The following is a 26967-nucleotide window of genomic DNA, read 5'->3' as shown; positions in this document are numbered from 1 at the left end:
CTTTATCGTTATACGGTTTTTTTATTGCTCTAAAAATGAGGAGGAAATGATGATAAAAAAAATGGACTACCAAAATGTTCGAGGAACACAAGATTACTTACCAGATCAGGAGGCTACTCGTCGTGTGATACGACGTACGTTAGAAGATACATTTATAGCCTATGGCTGCAGGCCGTTAGAAACACCTATTCTTAACTATACAGAGCTGATGGCTTCTAAATATGCTGGTGGTGCTGAGATTTTACAGGAGATGTATACATTAACAGATCGAGGTGAGCGAGATTTAGCGTTACGCTATGATTTAACGATTCCATTTGCAAAAGTTGTAGCGATGAATCCAGCGATTACTATGCCGTTTAAACGATATGAGATTGGCAAAGTGTTTCGAGATGGCCCGATTAAGGCAGGTCGTTTTCGTGAATTTACACAATGTGATGTTGATATTGTTGGAGTAGAGTCACAGGCTGCTGAGGCGGAGCTAATGATGATGGCGATAGATGCCTTTGACCAACTTAAATTGAAAATTAATCTCCAATTTAATAATCGCAAGCTTTTAGTCGGTCTGCTGCAATTATTTGAGGTTGAACAGGATCAAATGAATCGAGTTATTTTAACGTTAGATAAGATTGAAAAAATAGAAGAGAAAACAATGCTCGATGAATTGAAGGCATTGGGGTTATCAGATAAGAGTATTCATAAAATAAAGCACTTTTTAGATAAACGTCCTCAAATAAGTATGGCGTATTTTGAAGGATTCGCGACCGAGAATGTTTTTTTACAACAAGGTTTACAGGAATTAATGGAACTAACTTCTTATTTAGAGGCACTTGGAATAAGTGAGCAATGTATTTTCAATCCATTTTTAGCGAGAGGACTTGAAATTTACACAGGATCAATTTATGAAATTTTTTTAGCAGATGGAACAATCCGCTCAAGTATTGGTAGTGGAGGGCGCTATGACAATGCAATTGGTGGCCTTTTAGAGGCAAATCAAACCTATGCTACTGTTGGTATTTCATTTGGTTTAGATGTCATCTATACAGCATTGGAGCTTTCGGGAAAAATAGAGCAAAACGCTCCTAGCGTGGATATTTATATTATTCCTCTGGGAACAGAAAAAGAGGCACTAAAGCTAGCAACTGCATTACGGCGAGAAAAATATAAAATAGAAGTTGAGCTAAGTGGGAAAAAAGTGAAAAAGGCGATGGAAAAAGCCAATCGTGAAAACACGCCAAAGGTTATTGTATTAGGAGATAACGAGGTCAATCAAAATATGTATAAAATAAAAGATATGAAAAGCGGTGAGGAAGAAATCGTTGCGTTTATCTTTTCAACACCATAGCATGGAAAAAACGGCTGATCCCACTCTATTAGAGGATTTGAGCCGTTTTTTTGGTTATTTTTCCGATTTAAAAACCAGTTTCCATATCAAAATGTTGATGAAGAAAAGCACAATGAAATATATAGTAGCACCGTATGTTATCTGAGCTATCAAATAGTTCAGCCCTACAAGTAAACCTAAAGGAAGCAATAATAAAAGAATCTTCCAGCCTTGTGCATCGTTAACTTCATCATAGGGCTTGGTAAAGGGTAATTTGTTTGTCATCATGACGAAACAAAGGATGGTATATAACCAGCTTGTGACCAAAACAACTAGTAAATCAGGGATAATTCGAATACCATAAATATAGCTAAAGACTATACTTAGTACTAAAAATAACGGAGTATACAATTTAATTAAAAATGCCTTTAAGCTACCTTTTTGTAAATCTGTATAATCTTTAAGCGGTAGCATTTTATAAATCCATGCGGCCTTATATTTAGCAGAGTGACCAAGCATAAGGACAGCGGATGGTATAATCATCATACTAAAATAGATATTTAAATAGCTCATACTACTAGCATAATCGACTTCTTCCCCTCGGCTAAAAGTAAACATAAAAATAAAGGGAATAATAAATGAAAAGCCTAAAGATGGGTAGACCTTTAGCTTAAACTCTCGCTCTTGCTTCATCATCAGAGCTGCGAAGCGATAGAAAGCTCGTTCCTCGTGTGTTCTACACACAATGGTTAATAAAAACGACTTTAGTCGATTGTTCTTTTCCTTTTTAGACTTACTTGTACTTAGCAGTTTTTGGAGATTGCGTTCAAAGGTTGGTATGAGTTTAATATAGATCCAAATCGAAATAATAGGTACAATCACTGCTAAGATGGTATAAATGACTGTCAATAAGGATGTGTCACCATGCAGTATGAGTTCATAAGGGGCAGCGAACCACATCGGTATTAAGAAGAGGTTCCACCAATGAAACGATACTACCATATCTAAATTGACGAATTCAAAGGATCGAATAAGAACTTGGTAGCCAATCATCAGCATTAGAGATAAAGCGATTTGTACATAATTAATCATATCCTTCAGCTTTTCACCATCGAAGAAGCGTAAAATGGCAATATATAAAATGGCTGTGATGGCAACTATAAATAAATTCATTAATAGAATCTCTAGACCTGTTAAAATAAAAAATACAATTCCTTGAGTAAAAAGGCTGACTATTAGAGGGATGGCTGTTAGGGCCAATGTTAAATAAGATAAATAAATAAAAATATGCATAAATTTTGCTGCATTAATTGTTTTAGCTGAAATAGGCTTAGTTGAAAGTATGCTTTTATCTCGTATATCTAAAAGCACAGAAGAAAAGTCAGAAATCAATGAAGTCATAATCAAAAAGATGATCATTGCAAAGGCAATACTCATCTGAAATAGAAAATTTTGACCAAATCCCATAAGCGGGATAAGTATAAGCCCGAATAACATATAAATCCATAGAGACTTAATGTAGCCGTACTTTTGATTGTCTTTCTTTTTGTTTTGATTAAATAGGGTAGGTACTTTCCGTTCATCCATCGTTAATTTTATATGGAGGATTTTTCTCATCATGTCATAATCAATGCCCATTTTTATAAAAAGCCATCGGAATTTATCAAGCAATCGTAGCGTTTTGAAATCTGTCATAATTGTCCACCACGAACGACGGACACAAATTTTTCTCCGATTTCCTGATGTTCATGAAATCCTGTTAACTGGTTAAAAATCCTTTCTAAAGTTCCTTCGGTATTATCTGCTTGTAATTGGGCAAATGTTCCATCCGCTGCGATTTTTCCATCATACAGCAGAATGATACGGCTACTGATTTTTTCAACGACATCCATAATGTGGGATGAGTAAAATATAGTCTTTCCGTTAGCAGCTAGTTGCGTTAAGATTTCTTTAAAAATCATGACACTGTTTGCGTCTAGGCCATTGATCGGTTCATCTAAAAATAGCAGGTCTGGATTATGTATTAGGCTTGCAATAATTAGTAGTTTTTGACGCATGCCTTTAGAATAAGAAGAAATTCTAGAATGGTACGCTTCACCAACTCCAAACAGTTCCATTAGTGATTTGGATTTGTCAGCCGCCTCCTCTAGCTCTAATCCATATAGCTGGCCGATGAAGGTTAAATACTCATAGCCTGTTAAGTTATCATAAACATCAGCGATTTCAGGAACGTAACCAATTCGCCGTTTATAATCAATTTGATCTTGCCTTATGCTTTTCCCAAAGAGCTTAATTTCGCCGCCATAATCACCTTCTAGCCCTAGAATAAGTTTTACAGTTGTACTTTTACCCGCGCCATTGGGGCCGATATAACCAATGATTTCACCTCTAGCTGCATGAAGGTCAATTCCTTTCAAGATTTCCTTGTTTCCATAACTCTTCGTTAAATTCGTAATTGTTAAAATCTCTTCCATTCTATAGCCCCTTTCAGTTATTTAGAAAAATTAACCATAATTACACTATATCATATTAAAAGAGAGGATATTCCTTTAGTTTAAATGAAACCAGTTCTATCAAAAATAGAGAGATCTTCTTATATAAAAAAATTTGAAAAACGAAATAGATTTATTAATTTAAGGTAAATACGCTTTATTTATAGTCGGCTTATTTCAAAAAGTGAGGTGAATGTTACATGAAAAAAATTGAAGTGGTATTGTCTGACTATGATCCAAATTGGGAAGAACAATTTTTAGATGAAAAAAGAAGTATACAAGAAGCTATTGGCCCTGCAATAGTTTTTTAGAAAAGGGCTGTGGGGCAAAGGAACATGTCATTTACATATAAGTGAATATAACAGTAGTGAATGGATTGACAAATGCCTGTTCCGAGATTATCTTCGATTAAATGCTCAAACGGCACATGAATATGAGACTTTGAAGGAACAGCATGCCTATCATTTTTAATATAATCGCCCAACATATACGCTGTAAAAAGAGCCTTTCATTCAATAGGTGATTACTCAAGCTAAAAATGAAGGCTATGAAAAATAGTAAAAAAGCCATTCTAAAAAAAATATTGAATGGCTTTCTTCTATATAATAGTCTATCTAGCAAGTTCAACAACTGTATCATAAAAAATATTAGTTGCTACAATAATATCCTCATCTGAACTGTATTCTAAGGGGTTGTGACTAATACCATCCTTTGAACGGACGAATAGCATTCCAATCGGTGCAATTTCAGCTATATTCATTGCATCATGCCCAGCACCGCTTATGAGAGAATAAGGTCGTATACCTTGCTTTTCAATACTTGTAGTGAGTTGCTGTTGTAGCATGGCATCCGTTTTTGCTGGTTTAATTCGCTGCAATACTTTTGAAGTCAATGTAACATGTCTTCGTTCAGCAATTTGTTGAAGTTGTTGCATAATTTCTTGTTCTAATGCACTTACTTTATTTTCGTCAATATCACGAAGATCAATCGAGAACGTGACTTTACCTGGTATAACGTTTGTCCCATTTGGAGAGACCGTTAGCTTACCAACCGTTGCAACGGAATCTGTTGTATTGTTTGATAGTTGCTCAATAGCTAAAATCATTTCGCTTGCTGCAGTTAGAGCATCCTGACGAATGGGCATAGGTGTGGCACCAGCATGTTCACTAACCCCTGTTACGGTTACCTCTAACCATAAAGGGGCAGCAATACCTGTGACTACACCGACTGGTAGGTCTTCATTTTCTAATACTTTTCCTTGCTCGATATGCATTTCTAAATAAGCTTTTATGTCATTACGATGCACTTGTGTTAAAGGATAAGGTGATAAATGGAAATCCCTCATGGCTTTTTCAATAGCAATGCCAGCTTCATCTGTATGCTGTAATTGCTCCTCTGTTAAAAGACCAGCCATTGCACTACTGCCAAGGAGCCCAAAGCCAAATCTCGTTCCTTCCTCATCCTTAAAAGCGACAACTTGAATTTTTTTAGAGGGTATCAACTGTTGCTCATGCATAGTATGTACCACTTCAATAGCTGCTAGCACCCCTAATGCTCCATCATATTTGCCACCCTCTGGTACTGTATCGATGTGAGAACCTAGCATAATGGTTTCATTTCCTTCACCATATGTACCAATAAGGTTTCCAACTGCGTCGATTGTGACATTCATACCTGCTTGTTCCATATAAGTTGTGACTAACTCAATGGCCAGCTTTTCTTCTAGTGTGAACGAGAAGCGGTTAATGCCACCTGTCTTTTCATTACGACCAATTTGACTTAAGTCTTGAAGATGCTGTACGAGCCTAACTCCGTTAATCATGACATCACTCTTTCATTTGGAATTGGAAGTGGCACTGTCCTTCACGTAAAACAAATTGATCATGTACCACCTCTAGGCTTTTATTGTACCCTTTAGCAATAGAAGGGTCGATGACTTTACAATACAGAATGCCATATTTACCCATATTATCATCTGCCCATTGTTGACCTAATGGGCAATGAGTAAACGTTTGTTCAACCTCATTTTCTTTATAAACGGTTTCGATTTCAAACAAATCACTACGACCCATATCATAGTTAGTTAAATAATGCTCTACGGAATTTTCTAGGCCGTTTGTGCGAGCACGTTGAGCAATACCTTGGCCCCGCTTATGGCCAAAACGTTCTACTGCCCGCATAATCACTTGTTCACCAGCTTCTCCATATTCATCTACAACTGGCTTGGCAATCTGTGCAAACATTTTAGAAAATCGAGCAAACGGTGTTAAATCAGTAAATTTCTCTTCACCTACAACGATTTGAGGTAAGTATTCAAAGAAAGTATGATTTTCACCTTCTGCTGTTGCTTTTTTCGCCATGGCTTCAGCATCCTTTAAACCAAACGCCTCTAAACCTTTTTGTACTAATCTCCGACCATGCTCTCCATACTGCTCTGTAATGGAGAGATGTAATTCTGTAAACATTTTTGCGGTAATTATGTCCATAGATAAAGCCTTCATCATTAATTTTTCCTCTGCCATTTTATGAGCCCCCCTCATTACAAATCATATTGATTTACTTGGATTTTATTTTTATTATAGAGGTGGCTAGTAATTTAAATCAAATGAATATTTACACAATCCAATATGAAAAAAAATCATAAAAGGAGCAGAATAGCATGGCTACATTAGCACAATATATTGCTTTCCATACACTTATCGATACAGGGAATTTTACAGAAACAGGCTTAAAGCTCAATCTCACACAGTCTTCAATCAGTCATACGATTAGTAATTTAGAGGCAGAACTAGGGCTTTCTCTAATTATTCGAAACCGCAATCATATTGTTTTAACGAGTGAGGGGAGAATTGTTTACGAACATATCTCAAAAATATTGCAGCAACAACAGCAGCTTGAAACCTCTGTAGCAAATTTAAAAAATCTCATTGGGGGGACGTTATCGGTTGGTATTCTACCAAGTGTTTCCTTGGTGTTATTACCAAAGGTTTTAGCGTATTTCGAACAACATCATCCAGACCTACAAATACGTTTGATGGAGGGAGATTATGATCAAATCGAAGAATGGCTTCATAATGGCGTTGTCGATATCGGTTTTTTAGTGCAACCAAATTCTAAACATCTTGTATTCGATGCGATTTTTAATGATGAGCTTGTTTGCATTATGGCACAGGAGCATCCATTGGCGAAGGAAGAGATGCTCTCTCTAAAGCAATTGCAGGATGAACGCTGGATTATGCCTAAACGTACGATTGATCGAGATGTATCAAAGATTTTAGCTAAACATAAAATCCATCCCAATGTAGTCTATGAACTATCAGTAGACCAAGTCATTTTGACAATGGTCAATGAAAATTTAGGCATTTCTGTTGTGCCCAACTCCCTTTTACTACATGCACCAAGTAACCTGATTAGAAAAAAATTTTATCAAGCTTATATTAGACAGGTTGGAATTGCACATAAACACAGTATTCATCTTTCTCCAGGAGCTTTGAAGTTTGTAGAAATATCGAAATACTTTGCCTCCTTTTTACAAAATTAGTTATTGACAATTAAAAAAACCCGAACTATTATCTGATAAAACCAATTGGGATTGTTTTGATTAATCAGATGGAGGACTTTGGGTATATGCATACAATTGTTTATGTTGAAATATTTGTCTATTTATTCGCTATGCTAGGAGTAGGGATTTACTTCAGTAAAAAAGATTTATCACATAATGATTACTTTCTAGGGGGAAATAAACTACCGGGCTGGGCGTTAGCCTTTTCAGAGCGTGCAACGGGTGAATCCGCCTATATGTTTTTAGGGGCAATTGGCTTTATTTATGTGGCTGGGTTGTCTGGCATTTGGATTTTATCTGGCATGCTTTTAGGCGTTGTTGTGTCATGGCTATTTTTATCAAAGCGCTTTATGACAGAGCAACAAAAATATAAGGTGAATAGCCTAACAGATTATATTGCTGTTAAATTTCCAAAGCACGCAGATATAATTCGTTGGTTAGCTTCTGCAGTATTGGTGTTATTCTTTGTTTGCTATTTAGCAGCTCAATTTTCCGGGATGGGTAAAACGATTTATTCATTTTCAGGACTCAACATCACATGGGGAACAATTATTATTGGAGCAATAATAATTGCCTATTCATGTATGGGAGGATTTATGTCCGTAGTTTGGACAGATACAATCCAAAGTTTTTTAATGCTGATCTCGTTCGTTATTGTACCAATTGCAGCTTATATGGAAATTCAACATCAAGGTTTAAGCATTTCAACAGAGCTTGCACAAATGGGCAATGGTGCGGATAGTTGGGTTGGAGGCTTAAATGGACTTGCCTTAGGGGCGATGTTATTTACAAATCTATCATGGTTCTTTGGCTGGCTTGGGGGGCAACCTCAATTGAGCTCTCGCTTTATGGCTATTACGACTGAAAAAGAGCGAATTACTGGCCGTAACATGGCGATTATTTGGACATTAATTGTCTATGTGGGTGCCTTTTTATCTGCCATTTTCGCGTCCACTTTGTATAAGCAAGGTTCTATTGAAGATCCTGAAATGATATTGCCGCATATGGTATTTGAAATTTTACCACCTTGGGTTGCAGGAATTATTGTGGCTGGTATTTTAGCAGCTATTATGTCAACGGCTTCGTCTCAATTGTTAGTCATCACAACATCGATAAGTGAGGACATAATTCATAAAACTTTACGTTGGAATATTTCTAGCAAAAAATTGGTTCACCTTTCACGTCTAGTGGCTGTTATTAGTGGGATTGTGGGTATTATCATTTCACTCAAATCAGGTTCAGTGATTTATAGCTTAGTATCCTTTGCATGGGCAGGGATTGGCAATACATTTTCGGTTGTGATCCTTTTAATCTTTTTCTGGAAACGTGTTTCAGGCATTGGGGTCATTGCTACAATTATTGTCGGTTTTATTAGTGCGATTGTATGGTCCCTGTCACCTATGGAGGCAGTTGTGTCAGCCAAGGCAGCGACATTCTTTATTTGCTTAATTGTTGGAGTTGTGCTGTCTTTAGTATGTCCTGATAAAAAGGAAAACGATCTGAATGATATTTTAAAATAATAATAAAACTCCTCTTTTGCTGATATATTTCTCAAAAGAGGAGTTTTCTTTTTATGCTTATGACCATATTGAAATATGATAGAAAGAAGAGCAACCACTCTAACAGGAAATTACATAATGTGTGGACCTTTTTGGTTAACAGGGTTTATGCAAAAATGAAGCAAGGGGGTTAGGAAGTGTTTAGTGATTTTAAGCTTATGGATGAACGACCAATTTATGTACAATTGAAGGATTATGTTCAAGACATGATTGTCAAGGGGCATCTGTTGGAACATCAAAAGCTTCCATCTACCCGTGAACTTAGTAAGTTATTAGCGGTCAGTAGAAACACGGTGCTGAACGCATATGCCGAATTAGAGCTAGATGGCATCATCTATGCAGTGAAAGGAAAAGGGCATTTTATCGGAAAGGTTACTACATTGAAAACTTCTTCTGTTGAAATAGATTGGAAACAAAGGCTGAATGAAACAACTTTATTAGCTGATGAAATTGATTTAATACGACAAGATATACACTGGAAAAAAGGTATGATTTCATTTACTAGTATAGCTCCAGAAGAAAAGCTTTTTGATGTGGAAAATTTCAAAAGGGCATTTCTCACAAGGATGTCCATTGAAGGAGATATTGTCTTGAACTATGGCTATGCCAAGGGGTATAAGCCCTTAATTGACCATCTTCTTAGCTATATGGAGATGAAAGGTGTGGACATTTCGAATAAGGATATATTAATTACAAATGGTTTTACAGAAGGTCTAGATATTTTATTGTCCTCTTTAGCTAAAAAATCAGGGCGTGTACTATGTGAAAATCCTACACATCATGCAGCATTGAAGCTTTTCCGTTTGCATGGGTTAGACATACATGGCATCGATATGCAAGATGACGGGATTGACATGGAACAGGTGGAAGAAACGTTAGCAGATCAGGATTTTGATTTTGCCTATCTTATCCCGTCCTATCATAATCCAACAGGAATTGTCACTTCCTCCGAGAAAAGGAGTGCTATTTTTCAGCTTTTCTCCAAATATCAAATACCCATTGTAGAAGATGGTTTTAATGAGGAGTTAAGGTATTCAAGCTCGCATTTGGCACCACTAATCGCTTTTAGTGGTACAGGTAATAACATTGTCTATATTGGTAGCTTTTCTAAAATTCTTTTCCCTGGCTTACGTGTTGGCTGGATTTTAGCAGATAAGGAGTTAATTGACAGCTTGGAAAGTATGAAAAGAGCTCGAACAATTCATACATCAACCCTGGATCAGGCAGTGTTATATCAATATTTACAGGATGGTTACTTTGAAAAATATTTAAAGAAAGCAAGATTTGTTTACAAGAAAAAATATGAGCTTGCCCGTCAAGCCTGTATGCAATATCTTCCCTTTAGCAGGATAACAGGGGATGGGGGACTTCACCTTTTTATAGAACTAAAAGAGGATGTAGATGCACGTTTGTTGCTTGAGAAGTGCTATGACAAGGGCGTGGTATTTTATCCAGGCGATGTATTTTATACAAATGGGAGAGGTAGTAATACATTTCGTTTAGGTTTTTCTAGGTTAGCAGATGACGATATTATTCGAGGTATTCAAATCATTGGTGATACATTGAAAAACGTTATGAGGAGTTGAAAAAATGAAGGTTGGCGTAATTATGGGTGGTACTTCCTCTGAAAAGCAGGTTTCCATCATGACAGGTAAGGAAATGGTCGCTCAATTAGATAAGCAAAAATACGAAGTTGTGGCCATCACATTAGATGACAACAAAGAGGTAATTGACAAGGTGGGTGATATTGATGTGGCTTTGTTAGCACTTCACGGTAAGTTTGGGGAAGATGGTACGATTCAGGGGGTACTAGAAACGTTAGGTATTCCTTATACAGGAAGCGGTCTTCTAGCAAGTAGTTTGTGCATGGATAAAAATATGGCTAAAAAAATCCTTCGATATGAAGGTGTCGCAACTCCAGATTGGGTGCATCTCATAAAGGGAGAGGAGTTGCCCTTACAGGATATAGAGCTTATAGGTTATCCACTTGTAGTTAAGCCAAATGCTGGTGGTTCTAGTGTGGGTGTCCAAATTGTCCATGATCGGAGTGCCTTATTGGCTGCGATTACAGAGGTATTTAAGTGGGATAACGAAATCATTATTGAGCAGTATTTGATGGGTGACGAAATTACATGTCCAATACTCAATGAACAGCTATTGCCAGTCCTGTCAATCAAACATACAGCAGTATTTTTTGACTATCAGGCAAAATATGATGATGCTTCTACAGTAGAGGAACCTGTGGAACTACCACTTGCAATTCATGACCGAGTGGCAAAGGCTGCGATGATTAGTTACAAGGCTCTAAGATGCACTGTCTATGCAAGAGTAGATATGTTAATTAAGGATGGCGTTCCTTATGTGTTAGAGGTTAATACATTGCCTGGCATGACGCAAAATAGCCTCCTACCAAAAAGTGCCCTTGCTGCGGGGATCAGCTATTCAGCACTATTAGACAGCATTATCGAAAGCTCTTTATAGATGGATAGAAATAGGTAAATAGAAAAATAAAACCACCAATAGAATTTTTGTGAAAGGTGAAAATGGATATCCGTTGCAAGCTACTGCTAATGAGTCCTTAGATCGTTACTTAGGATGAAAGATAAGGAAAAGACACTTTTGCACATGGTTGATTGGAATGGAGCCAGCGTCACTCCTAGGGGTTTAAGCGGCTCATCGGACGCCCCCTGGAAAGGACGCTGGCGTAACGGAAATCCCCCTCGCTTTGCCAAAAGATCTTTTTTCTGCTAGTGACATGAATCTTTTTTCAACAACATAAAACACCTTTTGTTGTTACCTACAAAAGGTGTTTTGACTGTTTTATGATTTTGCTAATTCAATAAAGCCTTCTCCGAAAACGTCCCTTACATCATGAATGGCAATAAAGGCGTCCTTGTCTACTTCTTTGACAATTTTTTTAAGCTTTACAACTTCTTGCTTACTAATAACAATATACAGGATTTCCTTTTGTTCCTTTGTATAATAACCATGACCTGATAGAACAGTTACCCCACGATTCATATAAGCAGTAACCTGTCCAGCAATGTCTTCAGGTTTTTTAGAGATAATGGTAACTGCCTTTTTAGGGTTAACCCCTTCAATAACAAACTCCATTACCTTTGTACCAACATACAGCATAACAATTGTTAGCATTAATGCCTCCGCACCAATGATAAAATAAGATGAAAAAGCAACAATTAAATCGAAGAATAAAAGTCCATAGCTAATACTCCATCCAAGATATTTGTTAGTGATTCTCGCTAAAATTGTAGAACCTGCTGTTGTACCACCAACTCTGATAATCAAGCCAATACCGACTCCTGCAAATACGCCACCAAAAATTGTATTGACGATAATCTCATCTGAAGAAATAGACCATGTTTCTGTTAAATGTAAAAATAAAGAGTGGAATGAGACCGCAATGATTGTATAAATTGTTGTTTGTCTATTTAAAAATTTATAACCAACGATAAGTAAAGCTGCATTCATAGCAAAGCTGACAATACTTGGCGACCATCCGAACAGATAATAAGCAATAATCGTTAAGCCTGTTACGCCACCTTCACCTAAATCATTTGGAATAACAAATAAGTTAACTGCTAGGGCAAAAAGCAGTGATCCAAGCATAATCATTAAAATATCGATAACGTATTTCTTCATTCACATAACACCACCAAATCAAATTTTATTTTTTCTTAAATTCCATACTATATCAGGTTTTCACCAAATGATATACTTTTTGGAATGTTCATTTGTGATATATCGACAGTAATAAGTGTGTCTTTAGAGAGAACTTTGGAAACTTGACATATTATAGCCAGAATTTATAATAGTTGTAACACCGCTAGGAGGGTTATTAAAAAATGACACATGCTATGAGACTACGTTTCCCAATATTGAACCAATAACTGAATAGGGCCAAACTCTATTTTGTGACACCAGAGTAAATGGGATAGTCTGTCCTTTTTTAATCATCTTCATAATCATGAGAAAAAGAGACGCTTGTCTTACAATAAATCTCTTTTACTTTACCTCACAGGCAAATTGTCTGTGTTTTTTTATTGAATGTAGGGAGGAAAGTGAAATGTATAGTCTATTATTCTTTTGATACGAGCTTTGATTAAAAGCTCGTATCGATACCATCGCTATCGATACGGAATGATCAATTTCGGGAGGTAGCAATATGGAAAAGGTTTGCTTTGAGTTAGAAAATGTAGTCGTTACTTATTTAGATAAAGAACTTTTAAATATTGAAAAATTAGCTGTGCATCAATTTGACCGGATAGGTATCGTTGGTAAAAATGGTGCAGGTAAAAGTACGTTGATGAAGTTACTTGCTGGCAAGCAACAACCGGTAAGTGGGAAATTGAAAAGACATGTTCATTTCGGATATTTTGAACAGATGGAGGCACCAACGTTAATAGAGGCAGATCCACAGTTATTAGGGAAATTAGCAGTACCTAAGTATTCTGAAGGATTAAGTGGTGGAGAGCAAACAAGATTAAAGCTAGCACAATTATTTACTTCTTATGAGGAAGCTTTGCTTATTGATGAGCCGACAACACATTTGGATCAACTCGGAATCTCCTTTTTATTAGATGAATTACGTTATTATTATGGGGCACTCGTGCTCATCAGCCATGATCGTGCTGTACTAGATGAGCTGGTTACAACGATATGGGAGGTAGATGGTGGTAAGGTAACGATCTACTCAGGCAATTACAGCGATTATGTCATGCAAAAGCAATTAGAGCAAGATCAACAAAATCAGGCTCATGACCAATATTTGAAAGAAAAGAACCGACTTGAAAAAGCTGTAGATGAAAAAATGAAAAAAGCTGAAAAAATTGCTCAGGCAGGCAATCTGTCTAAAAGAGAGGCTAACGCTAAACCTAATCGTATGTTTATGACAAAGTCCAAAGGCACAAGTCAAAAAGCCGTACAGCGTGCAGCAAAAGCTATCGAACATCGGATAGGGAAGCTTCAAAAAGTAGAAGCGGTGCAGGAAGAAAGAAAAATTGTTTTTCGGCAATCAAAAGCGTTGGCATTGCATAATAAGTATCCCATTATGGCAGATCGATTCACTTTATATGCTCAAGATAAGGTGCTATTACACGAGGTCAGTTTCCAAATCCCGTTAAGTAAAAAAATTGCGCTTACGGGTAACAATGGTAGTGGTAAAAGTACATTACTAAAACATATAGCCAATAATGGTGAGGGAATAACTATTTCTCCAAAGGCTAAAATAGGTTATTTTCATCAGATGGGCTACCAGTTTGCTGATGAGGAAACAGTGCTACAATTTTTAAAGAATCGCTCTGAATATGATGAAAGTTTATTACGAAGCGTACTTCATTCCATGCAGTTTGCTGGCACTGATCTACAAAAGAAAATTACCACACTTAGTGGTGGTGAGGCCATACGTCTTCAGCTTTGTCAGCTGTTTTTAGGAAATTATAATATTCTGCTGTTGGATGAACCAACTAATTTCTTAGATATTCAAGCCCTTGAAGCCCTTGAACAATTTATAGCTGCTTATGAGGGAACAATAATCTTTGTCACACATGATAAAAATTTTATCGACAATGTAGCAGATATTCAGTTTACTGTTCATAATAAAAAGATATTTTAAGTGGAAAAGGTGTGATTCTCTTAGGAGAATCGCACCTTTTTTAGTGAATTTTTATTAGGAAGGAAGGTTAATGGAAAATTTCGGCGAAGGTGTAGATAGATAATATGAAAAAGGATGATGAACGATGATAAATACGGATGTGACGACGAAACTAAAAATCAATCAACCAGCCCATAAAGTATTTGAAGCCATTATTTCCCCTACTGAAATCGGGCATTATTGGTTTTCTAGCAGTTCTGAAAGATGGGGAGAAGGTAAAAGAATTACGCTTAAATATGAGGAATATCGTGCAGAGGGTGTGATCACCGTGCTTGAAATGGAGGTGAATAGAAAAATTGTGTTTGTTTGGGGAGAAGAGCATGGTGAAGTGACGATGGTTACCATCACTTTTGAAGAATCACAAAGTGAAACAATTATTACTGTTGTAGAATCAGGGTTAAATGCACATGACCCAGAAATTGTGACAAAAATGATGGGCCAAAAAGAGGGTTGGGTCTATACATTAACGTGCCTCAAAGGATATTTAGAAAATGGGGTTAGCAATTTACGAGCTTCTCTAGTTCATTAAGGAGGAGAAGTATGTCAACGATCGAAATAGCATTACGATTAAATAACCAGTCGTCTACAGTATTACAGCAATGATTGTTAGAAGCAGCTGAGTGAGGGAGGGATGAATATGAAAAAGTTGTATTGGATGATTGGCGGTGTTTTGGTTTGTATAGGTTTTGTATGTAGCATTATTTTTTGGAAGTTTCAAAAAGAAATCAAGAAGAACGATCCTGAATATATCGTGCAATTTATCAAGGAACATAAAGAGGATAAAAATATTTCCGTAGCCATTCAATATAATCAACAACATTGGGTGGAGCTAAACACCAAGGAACAGCTACCGTTAGCAAGTACGGTTAAAATAATCGTAGCCATCGCCTATGCGCAACAAGCAGCTGATGGCCGTATTAATCCTAAAGAGCAAGTAAATCTAAAGGAGTTAGAGGCATTTTACATTCCTAAAACAGATGGTGGCGCACATAAAGCATGGTTGGCGCAGTTAAACCTTCAGGGTGCAGATAGTGTACCTTTAAGTGAAGTAGCAAATGGCATGATTGCCTATAGCTCCAATGCAAATACGGAATATTTAATGCATGTATTAGACTTTCAAATAATTAATGATGTGCTTACACAGTTAAATGTAGAGGATCATGAACCTTTGTATCCAATTGTAAGTGCACTTTATATTCCCATTCACTTGATGGAGGAAAAAAATTTAACGAAAAAAGCAACATTAACTGCTTTGCGAAAAATGGATATGGTTGAATATCGAGAGCGTGCATTGGCTATTCATTCGAATTGGATAGAACATCCTTTAACAATTGAGGAGAAAACAAAAGCTCAAAAAATGCTCAATATGGATTTTCAAAAGATATGGTCTGATCGTTTAATAAGGGCCACAACAAGTGATTACATCTCTATTTTAGAAAAATTGAATGGTAAAAATTTCTTTAGCGCAGAAGTACATAAATATTTAGATCCCGTGTTGGAGCAATTGATGCAGAATCCTAGAAATCAAGCATGGTTAAAACATGCAGGTCAAAAGGGAGGATCGACGGCATTTGTATTAACACTAGCAGCCTATGCGGAAGATAAAGATGGAAATCAAACAGAGATAGCCTTTTTCGCTAACAACTTAAATACAATGGAGCAGATTAAGCTCTCCAATAGTATGAATAGTTTTCAATTGAAATTTCTTACAGATGATAAATTTCGTAAGCGTTTGAAAGAGGAATTTTCCGAGTTGTGAGTTGCCCATAGATAAGGCAACTCATACTATTGACTACGCTCATCAATCAGTTTTTCAAGAAATTCTGAGAAAGAAGAGGCATATTCTTAGATCATGTCATTCATTAAGTCATAGCACATAACTGGAAATTCGCCGTGTTCATCTTTAGACGAACGATCAAAGAAGTACAATTCGTCAGAGTCTGGAATAAATAAATCCAATCTATTCGGAAATTGTTTACACCACTCCTCGTCAGCCAAGTTAAGACGATGTATATAGAGAATATCATGATCATTGATGTCTCTGTATGCTGGTGGACCGATTGAGAGAATAGATCCACCAGTCAGCTGCCCATTGCCATAATTTTTTAACCACCAGCAATAGGATGGTGGTAATTCAAATCCTAACTCTGCTTCACTTCTACAATCCATTCATGTTTAACAACGTGTCCAGAAAACCATTTAATTGCAGGAGTGCCTGCAAGTTTTTCTGTTAATCTAGCATACACTGTATCTACCTCCAGTCTATATATAAAGATTACTCAATTAAGTCACACTACATGTGAGTACCTTCTTTCATTCAACTGCATACTATAGCGTTATCATGTATGAGAGGATTGAGATAAATGTACCACCCTTATTACGGTAATTATCAATCGTATCATTACGGTTATCAACCTGTTTATTGGGCCTACCCAAATCAGGCAGAACGAGAGCCAAGAAGTAATGTCCAGAATGATTTTGGACCAACACCATTTGTTATCGACATTGAAGAGGCTACAAAGCGCAATAATAATTATCGTACAGCATTGTGGACAGGGTCAAACTTACAAGTAACGGTGATGAGTCTTAATGTCGGAGAAGATATTGGTTTAGAAGTACACCCACATGTGGACCAATTCATTTGTATTGAGGAGGGGCATGGATTAACTCAAATGGGGCCAACTAGAGATTATTTAAACTATCAGAGACATGTCGCAGAAGATACGGCTATTATGGTACCAGCAGGAACATGGCATAATATTACGAATACAGGGGATAAACCCCTGAAGCTTTACACGATTTATGCGCCACCAAATCATCCATTTGGGACTGTACATGTAACAAAGGCTGAAGCTCTTGCGGGTTATGGACAGCATGACTAGGGATCATAAAAGCGTGTTTTCATACAAAACATGCTTTTTTCTTGAATTATGATAGAATGTGTTTTAATTGCAGATAATAAAGGTCCTGAATGAAGGGTGATGAATGATGAAGTATTCAAAAGCAACAAACTATGCTTTACATACAATGGTGTTTTTAACACGCAATCCTAAAGGGAAATCAATGAGTGTAGAGTCTTTAGCAGAAATACAAAAATTATCTCCAACCTATCTATCGAAAATATTAACAAAGCTAGTGAAAGCAGGTTTAATTGAGTCGAATCCAGGTGTTAACGGTGGTTACCGCATTTCTAAGCGCTCCCAAGAAATTTCGTTTTTAGAGGTTATTTATGCGATTGAAGGACAAACCTCATTATTTAGTTGCTCTTCTGATCACGAAGATTCCTTCCATCATCAAGGCTGTCTCATTGAGCAAGTGATGGTAGATGCTGAGAATAATATGAAAGAAGAGCTTAGTAAGAAATTTATAATAGATATAGCTAATAAAATGGAATTAAAAGGATAGCAGCTGGAATAGGAACTAGGGTTTCGCCCCTAGCTCCTTATTATTTTAATTGCATGAGTGCGCCAAAATATTGCTGTGCTGTTGTGAAGCAGATAAATGCTAGTAGCTCACTAATCTCCGCTTCTGTTAAATATTCTTTTAATACAGCCGTGACATTGGGGGCGGTGTGCCCCTTAGCAGACAAGAATGCTTCTGCAAAACCTGTACATACTGCTGTTTTCTCATCATAGTGCTGAGGATTGGGCTTCCCTTTAGCCTGACAATACTGACAGCCATTTTTTTGAGCTAAAGTTTTTCGAACCTCTTCTTTTAATGAAGCGGATAGATGCCCGTCTTTTTCGAGTACCTCCCCCAACTGCTGCCAGTGCAGCTGAATTCCCTTGTTGTAGCCTAATAATTGTTGAAAGGGTGTTAAGCCCTTGTCATATAATTGAATAAGTGTCATTAATCATTCCTCCTTCTATTAATTAGTGTAAAATGTTCATAACGAAGTTAATATATCAATTCGAAGGGAAATATGATTGTTTTCCTTCAAAAAGAAGGGGTATTTACAAAATGGATTTCATTAACGAAATGATACTTAAAGAATTAAAAGAAGATAGTCGAATTTCTATGAGCGAGCTAGGAAGAAGGGTTCACTTATCTGCACCAGCAGTTCGTGAAAGAATAAGACAATTAGAGGAACAGAAGGTCATTAAGAGATATACGTTGGCTATTAATAAAAAAGCATTGGGTTATCCAATTGACGCTATTGTTGAAGCGACAATCAAAAATAACCGCTATGCAGACTTTAAAGAACATCTGAAAGTTTATACAAATATAGACTTCTGTTATCGCATTTCAGGTGAATCATGTTTTTTATTAAAGGGGCATTTTCAATCTTTTCCTGATGTAGAGCAGTTTATTGATGCATTACAACCATATGCGCATACAAAAACTAATTTTATTTTTTCAGATATATGTGAGGACGTATAGAAGATATGTATGGAAATCAAATTATTTGAAGAAGAAATTAATGATTTAGTTCATTTATTGACACAAAATAAATGGTTGTATCACACCAATCCATACATAAAAGAAGAGGCTGTTCGCACCGCATATGCAGAGGGATACTATCAGAACAATCGTGAAACACATTGGATACTTGAAGATGGAGAAAAAGTTGGCGTTATCTTTATTCATGATATAGACGATACGATCCCCCTTTTTGATCTCCGTTTAGATGCAAATTATCGAGGCAAAGGATATGGTGTCAAAGCACTTCATTGGCTACAAGAATATCTGTTTGCCGAAAGAAAGAAAATTCGTATTGAAGGCTACACAAGAGTTGATAATATAGGAATGCGAAAATGCTTTAGTAAAGCTGGCTTTGTGAAGGAAGGGTATTGAAGAAATGCTTGGGAAAATGGCGATGGTACCGTGACAGATAGTATTGTCTATGGTGCCATTAAAGATGATTGGGTAGTAGGGAAGTCGAGACCAATAAAAATAGATGAAGTCCCATTTTAAAGTATTTGAGAGGAGTTATAGCATGGAAAAAGACGTATTAAATGCCTTAAGAAAATCATGGTCCATTCAATCAAGTTCTAAATGGAGTGTGGACAACCCTGCAAAAGGACAATGTGGCGTCACTTCATTAGTTGTGCAGGATATTCTTGGCGGAGAAATTAGGAAGACATTTCTTGAGGAAGGCTGGCACTTTTATAATATTATTTATGGAGAAAGAAAGGATTTCTCCGAGGAACAATTTCCATACCTAATCGACTACCAAGATATTGATTCAAATAGGGTAGAGGCTTTTCAAGATACTAATGATATTCAATATCGTTATCTAAAAACACAAGTTTATCAGCTTTTAGGGAAGGCAGAGAATTAATTATCTCTGCCTTTTTAATTTTCAAAACAAAGTTGTTGACGTGTATAAAAATATCGTGTTATTATTATCTCGAATTCAAGATAAATAAATTCAAGATAAATGAATTCGAACCTTTAGCTTCGTCAGGAGGTATAATTATGGGGTTTTTTAATAAATTTTTTAATACAAAAAAAGAGGAGGAACAAACAATGGCAGAATTAAATATTGGTATTATTATTGGATCAACTCGTGAGGGGCGTGTAAGCCCTCAAGTAGCACAGTGGGTAAAGGAAATTGCAGATCAACGTGGAGATGCCAATTATACAGTGATTGATATTGCTGATTATAAATTACCATTATTAGGTGAGCCAGGACAGGATGCTTCAGGAGCACAAGGTTGGTCAGAAATTATTGCTAAACAAGATGGTTTTGTATTCATCGTACAAGAATACAATCACTCTATTACAGGGGCATTAAAAAATGCACTAGACTACTTACGTGTTGAATGGAATAACAAAGCAGCTGGAATCGTATCTTATGGTTCTGTTGGCGGTGCTCGTGCAGCAGAACATTTACGTGGGATTATGGGTGAGCTTTTAATCGCAGATGTGCGTGTTCATCCAGCACTATCATTATTCACAGATTTTGAAAATGGCACAGAATTTAAACCAAAAGAAGTACAAATAGATTCAGTAAACCAAATGTTAGATCAATTGATCCCATGGTCTAAAGCGTTGTATACAATTCGCTAAGCTTTTACAGATTGAGGTAGGTATAAATAGAGCATAGTATAGGTGAGAAATATAGTCATGAAAGGGCTTGTTAACATGAAAAAACATACAGCAGGTATACACCATATCACAGCGATCGTAGGACATCCGCAAGAGAATATTGATTTTTATGCGGGAGTATTAGGCTTACGTTTAGTAAAACAAACAGTAAACTTTGATGATCCGGGCACATATCATTTATATTTCGGTGACAAAGGTGGGAAACCAGGAACAATCATTACCTTCTTCCCTTGGGCTAATACTTATCATGGACGTATTGGTGATGGTCAGGTTGGCGTTACAACGTATGTTGTACCAGAAGGAGCACTGCCATTTTGGGTTAATCGCTTAGCGAAATACTCGATTCCTTTCCAAAAAGCTGAACGTTTTGGTGAGCAAGTCATTCAATTTGATGATCCACATGGTTTGCATATTGAAATCGTGGCACGTGCGGAAGGCGGGCTCAACGAATGGTCATTTGGTGAAGTAACACCTGAGGTTGCTATCAAAGGATTTGGTGGAGCTACATTATTCTCAAGTCACCCTGAAGAAACTGCAAAAGTTTTAACAGAAGTAATGGGTCTTGAAATGGTTGGGACAGAAGGTGACTATACGCGTTTTACTTCTAGTGCAGAGATCGGCAATACAGTGGATTTAAAAACAGTTGCAGGTCAACGTGGCCAAATGGGTGTAGGAACAGTGCATCATATTGCGTGGAGAGCTCAAGATAATACAGATCATTTAGAATGGCAAGAGTATGTGATGAATCATGGACAACATGTAACAGAAGTAAAAGATCGTAATTATTTTAATGCGATTTATTTCCGTGAACCTGGTGAAATTTTATTTGAAATCGCTACAGATCCTCCTGGATTTGCTCATGACGAGACACCAGAGACTATGGGTAGCCAATTAATGTTACCACCTCAGTATGAGCAGCATCGTGAACAATTGGAAAGAACATTAATTCCTATTAATGTACGTGAACTGGATTAAAGGGAGGAAGTCGCTTTATTTCGATTAATCCTAAAAGTAATTCAGAGTGAGAAACTTGTAGAGCAGATAAATGAAACAGCTGCTCCTTGCCTGTTACAGATAGCGAACTTGTACGAATAGAATTTAATCAAGCGAAAATGTTGAGTTAATAACATTTTCGCTTTTTTTATTATCAATACCATCTAAATAATACAAATTTACTTCGCTTTTACACACAAAAGACTTTAAAGAAGCGGATGTGCTTCTTGTTCCATTTCTGCCTCCCATTTAGCCACTTCTTCACGTACACGAGGAGCAACCTCTTTACCTAGTAGTTCGATAGCTTGCATTACTTGATCATGTGGCATGGTACTTAAAGGCACGTACAGCATAAATCGTGTAATTCCTACGTGCTTGCATAGGTGAATAATTTTTTTAGCAACAGTATCTGGATCACCGACATAAAGTGCTCCTTCAAAGCTTCGTGCAGCATCATAACTAGAACGGTCATAATAGGGCCAGCCTCTTTCCTTGCCTAATTTATTCATACCAGCCATTGTTGATGGGAAAAATGTGTCCGCTGCCCATTCACTACTGGGTCCAACAAAACCTATTGAATGAGTACCTACCTGAAGTTTTGATAAATCATGACCTGCATGAAGTGCTGCCTTTTTATATAACTGAACAATCGGGGCAAATTGCATTGGGCTGCCGCCGATAATTGCTAACATTAGAGGTAAACCTAAAAGCCCAGCGCGAACTGCAGATTGTTGATTTCCTCCACTAGCTACCCAGATTGGGAGATTCTTTTGAACTGGTCTAGGATACACACCTAAATGATTGATTGCTGGTCGATGTCTCCCTTCCCAATTTACTTTCTCAGACTGCCGAATGCTAAGTAGTAAGTCTAAATGTTCCTCAAAAAGTTCATCATAATCATGTAAATCGTAGCCAAATAAGGGGAAGGATTCGATAAAGGAACCACGACCTGCCATGATCTCTGCACGTCCATTTGATAGTCCATCCAATGTGGCAAAATCCTGAAAGACACGCACAGGATCTGCCGAAGAAAGGACAGTTACAGCACTTGTGAGTCGAATGTTTTTTGTTTGAGAAGCAGCAGCAGATAGCACCATTGCTGGCGAAGATGCAGCATAGTCTGCTCGATGATGCTCACCAATGCCAAAGACATCCAATCCTACTTGATCTGCAAGAATAATTTCTTCTACTACTTCACGTAAACGCTGTGCATGACTAATTACTTCACCACTGTGAACATCTGGTTTTGTTTCTACGAAAGAAGTAATTCCTATTTCCATTTGTTATCTCTCCAAGTCTAATTTTATTTAGTAAATCGTTTGGTTATTGCCCAAAAAAGAAGAGCAACCGTACTAATAGAGGCTCCGAGTAAGCAAACCCCTCCCCAACCAAAATGTGCATACATCTGAGTTGAAGCGATTGAACCGCTAGCACTACCAATAGAATAGAACACCATATAGCCTGCGGTCAGTCGACTTCGTGCTTCTATACGTAATGGGAGAATCATCGTCTGGTTCGTGACATGTACTGCCTGTACTGCCAAGTCAAGTAACACAATGCCAATAATTAATGCCAAGAATGACTTATCTAAATAATTAATAAATATCCAGGAGATAAGTAAAAGCGTTAAAGCAATACCTGTCGTTCTTTGTCCATAGCCTTGGTCAGCAAGTTTGCCCGCTTGTGCAGCAGCTAATGCCCCTGCCACACCTACAAGACCAAAAGCGCCAATTACAGTGTGTGATAGAGCCAATGGTGGTGAACTAAGTGGTAGAACAAGGGGCGTCCACAAAATACTAAAATCAGCGAAAATTAGCATGGCTAGAATAGAGCGGATACGTAATGTTCGCTCTTGAATAAACAGCGTGAACACGGATTGAATTAGCTGAGAATAGGTGAGTGATTTTACTTCACGCCCGCCCCCTGGTAAAACTTTTATAAACATACCAACCATTAGAAGCATGAAAGCGGCGGAGGCTAGATAGACAGAACGCCACCCTGCAAGATCTGTTACTAACCCAGCAAAGGTACGAGCAAGTAGTATGCCAATGACAATGCCACTTGTAACAATGCCTACGACACGACCACGTTCTGTAGAGGAAGCCATAGTTGCAGCGAACGCAACAAGGGTTTGAGTCACGACTGCAAGTAGACCAACTAAGGCCATACCCGCAAATAGCACTACAACATAGGAGGCAGTACCGACTAGAAGCAAAGCAACAGAGGACAATAGCATTTGTCCAATAATCAAGCGGCGTTGGTTTAGTAAATCTCCAAGTGGAACTAGAAGAAGTAAGCCTAGCCCATAGAAAATTTGTGTGACAGTAATAATCAAACCAATAATTGATTGATCAATAGCAAAATCATTCGATAATTCATCTAGCAGCGGCTGAGCAAAATAAATATTGGCGACAGACATTCCGCAGGCTGTAGCGAATAATAATGTTACAGCTCGGGATATAGAAGATGATTGATTTATATGAATTGCATCATCATTTGCATTGTTCACACTGTAACCTCCCTTTCTAATTGAGTTGTAATTATAACATACCGTTCGGTACAAAATAATTATTGGTAAATATATCTTAACTACATTGGATTTGTCAATATTTATTTGGTATATATTTTCTTTTTAATTCGGTTGATGAAATGAAATTGACAATAAAAAAAGCCAGATATAAAATAATTACATACTGTTTAGTATCGTAAAAATTTAATGATTAACTTACTATTTCTTCCTAATGGGGTGTATCTATAATGGCAAGAACTCGGGAATTTGATGAGGCAAAAGTGTTAGAGGCAGCAATGCAATTATTTTGGGAGAAGGGATATGAAGCGACTTCTTTAAGTGATCTTACTGCTAGAATGGGGATTCAGCGTCCTAGTATTTATTCAACGTTTGGGGATAAAAAGGAGCTATTTGAAGCGGCACTTCGTAGATATACGACATCTCGCGCATCCGAAATACGGACTAAACTTCAAAGCAATGCCTCTGTAAAACAGGCGTTTTCTATATTTTTTGAAGATGTGATTACTGCTGAATATACAAAAGATCTTAGTAATGGCTGTTTTTGTATCAATACAATGGTTGAATTAGCTCCACATGATGAGAAGTTTGAGATTTTGACGAGAGAGCATCAACTCTATCTATCAGTAATTTTTCAGGAGACAATTGAACGGGGAATTCAATCAGGAGAATTAGAGGCTAACACGGATGCAAAGTCTTTAGCGCAAGCATTAATTGTTGCGTTAATAGGGTTAACAGTTATGCTGAAATCGCAGCCACAACGCTCGTTTGTTGATAACGCCATTGCAACGACGCTGACATTACTTAAATAATAAGGCAATACCCCTTTAGCAGTGCTAAAGGGGTATTGAAAAAATAAGAAAAAAATGCACAAATTTAGTTTATAAAACATAGGATGAATTTATAATTCCTTACAAGCCCATGCGTCAATCTCAACCTTTAAATCTGGCGTAGCGAGTGCAACGACATACATTAATGTTGTGCATGGAAGATGTTTCCCCAAGAAGTCACTGATAATTTCCTTTCGTTGAATAGCATCCATATCCCCCACTAAATAAAAGACGAGCTTTGTAATATCTTGAACCTCCATATCGGCACTATCTAGATTTCTTTTAATATTTTCAAGTGCTATCTTCAATTGAGCTATCGCATCTTCAGGTATAGATCCATCAGTTAACATGCCGATTTGTCCAGATAATGTTAACCATCTCTGAGGTCCTGTCACCTCAATTTGATGTACATAAGGAGCAACGGGTGGATGAATGTTCTGAGGGTTTCTCGCTATTTTCATAGAATCAGTCCTTGTCTCTGTTTAATTTATATCTCTAAACAAAATAGCATAAAGTAATAGTTGATAAAAGTTCTATACAAATACCATTATAAAAGAACATACAAATTGGATATGCAGGTTTAAAGGGTTATAATAGATTTATAGAATTTTGGCTAATACGCTGGTAAAGCTTTCACAAAGGATAAGAGTATCGACTTTTTAATTTGACAAGACATACAATTCACTTCAACCCCGCCTTAGGTTTTATACAGACACTTCTAAAAGAAACATACATTTCGTCTTATTTTGAAGGTAGATGGCTATACTCATTAAATGAGAGGGAAATTTTTACATAAGAATGATGCGTATTGTTATAAATCAATTTTATAGTGTAGCCCTAGGTAGCAGAGGCAGCGAGGCCGTTTTGTAGAAGGAGTGAATAAATGAATAATTTCTTTCGGAGTAATGGATTTAAGCGTTTTATTATTCTAGTTGGGATTGCTCTTGCATTATATTTAATGCGTAGTATGATCAATCTAATTTTACTTACGTTTATTATTACTTATTTGATGAACCAGCTTACTACGAAGACAACGAAAAGCATAAGAAAATATGCGCCGATGAATGAAAAAGCTGTGACGGTAACATTATACCTTTTACTTGTTGCGGGTATTGTAGCTGTTATTTACAAATATTTACCGATTGTGACCCAGCAGATCACACAGCTTTTCGACCTCATTGCAAGTTTTAATCTCGATCCAGATGACAATGAGATTGCGAGATACTTAGCACCGACTTTTGAGAAGATAGAGCTCGGGAAATATTTAGAGCAAGGTGTGGATTTAACTCTTAAAAATATTACGAATATTGGTAAAATCATTATGCAAATATTGATTTCTCTAATTTTGAGTTTATTCATCTTGTTAGAAAAGAATCGTATTATTGAGTTTACAGCTAAGTTTAAGGATAGTAAAATTGGGCCGCTTTACGATGAGCTTCATTATTTCTCAAGAATATTCATCCGCTCATTTGGTAAAGTAATTGAAGCACAATTTATTATTGCTGCTGTTAACTGTGTGTTATCCGTCATTGCCCTTTCTATTATGGGCTTCCCACATTTGATTGCCCTTGGGATTATGCTCTTTATTTTAGGCTTAGTTCCAGTCGCAGGCGTTATCATCTCATTAATACCATTAAGTATTATCGCATATAGCATCGGTGGCTTGATGTACATCGTCTATATTTTAGTTATTGTCATGGTTTTACATGCCATTGAAGCTTACTTCTTAAATCCAAAGCTTATGTCTGCCAAAACAGATTTACCGATTTTCTATACGTTTATGGTCATTCTCTTTTCTGAGCATTTCCTGGGTGTATGGGGACTAATCATAGGTATTCCACTATTTATGTTCCTGCTTGATATTCTAGGTGTAAACTCCTCGGAAGACCCTGCGAAGAAATCGGTGAAGGTACACACTGAAAAACAAATGGAATAGTTCCAAACAAAGGAATCATCTATAT

At 37.0% G+C, this 26967-nt stretch carries 30 protein-coding genes; 20 read left to right on the top strand and 10 right to left on the bottom strand.

The window, feature by feature from the left end; genetic code table 11:
- Nucleotides 1-52: 52 nt before the first annotated feature.
- Entirely contained in the window at nt 53-1342 is a 1290-nt protein-coding gene (locus PSR12_RS22575) for a histidine--tRNA ligase (protein WP_274773501.1), read from the top strand.
- A 54-nt stretch (nt 1343-1396) separates the two neighbouring features.
- Here PSR12_RS22575 and PSR12_RS22570 read toward each other — a convergent pair whose 3' ends face one another.
- Both PSR12_RS22570 and PSR12_RS22565 read right to left on the bottom strand, forming a co-directional pair.
- Nucleotides 1397-3016 carry a hypothetical protein gene (locus PSR12_RS22570; protein ID WP_221681761.1) on the bottom strand — a complete coding sequence of 540 codons (1620 nt, stop codon included), beginning with the start codon at nt 3014-3016 and terminating at the stop codon, nt 1397-1399.
- Nucleotides 3013-3795: an ABC transporter ATP-binding protein gene (locus PSR12_RS22565; protein WP_221681760.1), complete on the bottom strand. Its 783-nt coding sequence runs from the start codon at nt 3793-3795 to the stop codon at nt 3013-3015. Before PSR12_RS22565 ends, PSR12_RS22570 begins: the two co-directional genes overlap by 4 nt.
- A gap of 218 nt (nt 3796-4013) precedes the next feature.
- On the opposite strand from PSR12_RS22565, the gene PSR12_RS22560 reads away from it, so the two are divergent.
- Together PSR12_RS22560 and PSR12_RS23930 are read left to right on the top strand one after the other, a co-directional pair.
- Nucleotides 4014-4124: a GrpB family protein gene (locus PSR12_RS22560; RefSeq protein ID WP_221681759.1), complete on the top strand. Its 111-nt coding sequence runs from the start codon at nt 4014-4016 to the stop codon at nt 4122-4124.
- 7 nt (nt 4125-4131) lie between these two features.
- A complete protein-coding gene (locus tag PSR12_RS23930; RefSeq protein ID WP_221681833.1) occupies nt 4132-4284 on the top strand; it encodes a GrpB family protein in 153 nt (50 codons plus the stop codon).
- A 139-nt stretch (nt 4285-4423) separates the two neighbouring features.
- Here the strand turns inward: PSR12_RS23930 and PSR12_RS22555 are convergent, their stop codons facing one another.
- Both PSR12_RS22555 and PSR12_RS22550 read right to left on the bottom strand, forming a co-directional pair.
- Nucleotides 4424-5635, bottom strand: coding sequence for a Zn-dependent hydrolase (locus PSR12_RS22555; protein WP_221681757.1), 1212 nt, complete (start codon nt 5633-5635; stop codon nt 4424-4426).
- Between the two features lie 4 nt (nt 5636-5639).
- The gene (locus PSR12_RS22550; protein WP_274770609.1) at nt 5640-6335 is read right to left on the bottom strand and encodes an L-2-amino-thiazoline-4-carboxylic acid hydrolase; all 696 of its coding nucleotides are present in this window, start codon (nt 6333-6335) and stop codon (nt 5640-5642) included.
- Between the two features lie 137 nt (nt 6336-6472).
- Here PSR12_RS22550 and PSR12_RS22545 point away from each other — a divergent pair, with 137 nt between their 5' ends.
- From PSR12_RS22545 to PSR12_RS22530, 4 genes are all read left to right on the top strand, one after another.
- The gene (locus PSR12_RS22545) at nt 6473-7354 is read left to right on the top strand and encodes a LysR family transcriptional regulator (protein ID WP_274770607.1); all 882 of its coding nucleotides are present in this window, start codon (nt 6473-6475) and stop codon (nt 7352-7354) included.
- A gap of 86 nt (nt 7355-7440) precedes the next feature.
- Nucleotides 7441-8895: a sodium/proline symporter gene (locus PSR12_RS22540; RefSeq protein WP_274770605.1), complete on the top strand. Its 1455-nt coding sequence runs from the start codon at nt 7441-7443 to the stop codon at nt 8893-8895.
- Between the two features lie 176 nt (nt 8896-9071).
- Nucleotides 9072-10520 carry a MocR-like pyridoxine biosynthesis transcription factor PdxR gene (gene pdxR / locus PSR12_RS22535; protein WP_274770603.1) on the top strand — a complete coding sequence of 483 codons (1449 nt, stop codon included), beginning with the start codon at nt 9072-9074 and terminating at the stop codon, nt 10518-10520.
- A gap of 4 nt (nt 10521-10524) precedes the next feature.
- The gene (locus tag PSR12_RS22530; protein ID WP_274770601.1) at nt 10525-11415 is read left to right on the top strand and encodes a D-alanine--D-alanine ligase; all 891 of its coding nucleotides are present in this window, start codon (nt 10525-10527) and stop codon (nt 11413-11415) included.
- A gap of 339 nt (nt 11416-11754) precedes the next feature.
- Here the strand turns inward: PSR12_RS22530 and PSR12_RS22525 are convergent, their stop codons facing one another.
- Entirely contained in the window at nt 11755-12594 is an 840-nt protein-coding gene (locus PSR12_RS22525) for a YitT family protein (RefSeq protein ID WP_004231561.1), read from the bottom strand.
- Nucleotides 12595-12797: 203 nt separating this feature from the next.
- Here PSR12_RS22525 and PSR12_RS23925 point away from each other — a divergent pair, with 203 nt between their 5' ends.
- The 4 genes from PSR12_RS23925 (at nt 12798) to PSR12_RS22510 (ending at nt 16364) form a co-directional block, all read left to right on the top strand.
- The gene (locus PSR12_RS23925) at nt 12798-12842 is read left to right on the top strand and encodes an erythromycin resistance leader peptide (RefSeq protein WP_115364072.1); all 45 of its coding nucleotides are present in this window, start codon (nt 12798-12800) and stop codon (nt 12840-12842) included.
- Nucleotides 12843-13117: 275 nt separating this feature from the next.
- On the top strand, nt 13118-14566 hold the full coding sequence (locus PSR12_RS22520; protein ID WP_221681744.1) for an Msr family ABC-F type ribosomal protection protein: 1449 nt from the start codon (nt 13118-13120) through the stop codon (nt 14564-14566).
- Nucleotides 14567-14690: 124 nt separating this feature from the next.
- Nucleotides 14691-15134 (top strand): SRPBCC family protein, encoded by a 444-nt coding sequence (locus PSR12_RS22515; RefSeq protein WP_221681742.1) that lies wholly within the window; start codon nt 14691-14693, stop codon nt 15132-15134.
- A 108-nt stretch (nt 15135-15242) separates the two neighbouring features.
- Entirely contained in the window at nt 15243-16364 is a 1122-nt protein-coding gene (locus tag PSR12_RS22510) for a serine hydrolase (RefSeq protein ID WP_103118968.1), read from the top strand.
- Between the two features lie 86 nt (nt 16365-16450).
- On the opposite strand, the gene PSR12_RS22505 is transcribed toward PSR12_RS22510, so the two are convergent.
- Nucleotides 16451-16774, bottom strand: coding sequence for an SMI1/KNR4 family protein (locus PSR12_RS22505; protein WP_255601489.1), 324 nt, complete (start codon nt 16772-16774; stop codon nt 16451-16453).
- 194 nt (nt 16775-16968) lie between these two features.
- Between PSR12_RS22505 and PSR12_RS22500 the strand changes: the two genes are divergently transcribed.
- Both PSR12_RS22500 and PSR12_RS22495 read left to right on the top strand, forming a co-directional pair.
- Complete coding sequence (locus PSR12_RS22500) at nt 16969-17487, top strand: cupin domain-containing protein (RefSeq protein ID WP_221681740.1); 519 nt, start codon at nt 16969-16971, stop codon at nt 17485-17487.
- A 103-nt stretch (nt 17488-17590) separates the two neighbouring features.
- Nucleotides 17591-18010, top strand: a complete 420-nt coding sequence (locus tag PSR12_RS22495) for an Rrf2 family transcriptional regulator (protein WP_221681738.1) — start codon at nt 17591-17593, stop codon at nt 18008-18010.
- 40 nt (nt 18011-18050) lie between these two features.
- Here the strand turns inward: PSR12_RS22495 and PSR12_RS22490 are convergent, their stop codons facing one another.
- Entirely contained in the window at nt 18051-18455 is a 405-nt protein-coding gene (locus PSR12_RS22490) for a carboxymuconolactone decarboxylase family protein (protein WP_221681736.1), read from the bottom strand.
- Between the two features lie 110 nt (nt 18456-18565).
- Between PSR12_RS22490 and PSR12_RS22485 the strand changes: the two genes are divergently transcribed.
- The 5 genes from PSR12_RS22485 (at nt 18566) to PSR12_RS22465 (ending at nt 21631) form a co-directional block, all read left to right on the top strand.
- Nucleotides 18566-18985: an Lrp/AsnC family transcriptional regulator gene (locus PSR12_RS22485; protein WP_257520782.1), complete on the top strand. Its 420-nt coding sequence runs from the start codon at nt 18566-18568 to the stop codon at nt 18983-18985.
- A gap of 9 nt (nt 18986-18994) precedes the next feature.
- Nucleotides 18995-19399 carry a GNAT family N-acetyltransferase gene (locus PSR12_RS22480; RefSeq protein ID WP_255601483.1) on the top strand — a complete coding sequence of 135 codons (405 nt, stop codon included), beginning with the start codon at nt 18995-18997 and terminating at the stop codon, nt 19397-19399.
- Between the two features lie 142 nt (nt 19400-19541).
- Nucleotides 19542-19886 carry a YunG family protein gene (locus PSR12_RS22475; protein ID WP_274770595.1) on the top strand — a complete coding sequence of 115 codons (345 nt, stop codon included), beginning with the start codon at nt 19542-19544 and terminating at the stop codon, nt 19884-19886.
- 137 nt (nt 19887-20023) lie between these two features.
- Entirely contained in the window at nt 20024-20617 is a 594-nt protein-coding gene (locus PSR12_RS22470; protein WP_257520779.1) for an NADPH-dependent FMN reductase, read from the top strand.
- A 75-nt stretch (nt 20618-20692) separates the two neighbouring features.
- Complete coding sequence (locus tag PSR12_RS22465) at nt 20693-21631, top strand: ring-cleaving dioxygenase (RefSeq protein WP_221681731.1); 939 nt, start codon at nt 20693-20695, stop codon at nt 21629-21631.
- Nucleotides 21632-21855: 224 nt separating this feature from the next.
- Here PSR12_RS22465 and PSR12_RS22460 read toward each other — a convergent pair whose 3' ends face one another.
- Nucleotides 21856-22929, bottom strand: coding sequence for an LLM class flavin-dependent oxidoreductase (locus PSR12_RS22460; protein ID WP_221681729.1), 1074 nt, complete (start codon nt 22927-22929; stop codon nt 21856-21858).
- Nucleotides 22930-22952: 23 nt separating this feature from the next.
- Entirely contained in the window at nt 22953-24158 is a 1206-nt protein-coding gene (locus tag PSR12_RS22455) for an MFS transporter (RefSeq protein WP_221681727.1), read from the bottom strand.
- A 248-nt stretch (nt 24159-24406) separates the two neighbouring features.
- Here PSR12_RS22455 and PSR12_RS22450 point away from each other — a divergent pair, with 248 nt between their 5' ends.
- Nucleotides 24407-24988 (top strand): TetR/AcrR family transcriptional regulator, encoded by a 582-nt coding sequence (locus tag PSR12_RS22450; RefSeq protein ID WP_221681725.1) that lies wholly within the window; start codon nt 24407-24409, stop codon nt 24986-24988.
- A gap of 89 nt (nt 24989-25077) precedes the next feature.
- On the opposite strand, the gene PSR12_RS22445 is transcribed toward PSR12_RS22450, so the two are convergent.
- On the bottom strand, nt 25078-25467 hold the full coding sequence (locus PSR12_RS22445) for a RidA family protein (protein WP_221681723.1): 390 nt from the start codon (nt 25465-25467) through the stop codon (nt 25078-25080).
- 422 nt (nt 25468-25889) lie between these two features.
- On the opposite strand from PSR12_RS22445, the gene PSR12_RS22440 reads away from it, so the two are divergent.
- A complete protein-coding gene (locus tag PSR12_RS22440) occupies nt 25890-26942 on the top strand; it encodes an AI-2E family transporter (RefSeq protein ID WP_009370575.1) in 1053 nt (350 codons plus the stop codon).
- Nucleotides 26943-26967: the final 25 nt, after the last annotated feature.

Source organism: Lysinibacillus sp. G01H (assembly GCF_028872195.1).
In the GTDB taxonomy this organism is placed as follows: domain Bacteria; phylum Bacillota; class Bacilli; order Bacillales_A; family Planococcaceae; genus Lysinibacillus; species Lysinibacillus capsici.
The sequence above is the reverse complement of the archived record's forward strand: the minus strand, read 5'-3'. Positions and strand labels throughout refer to the sequence as shown.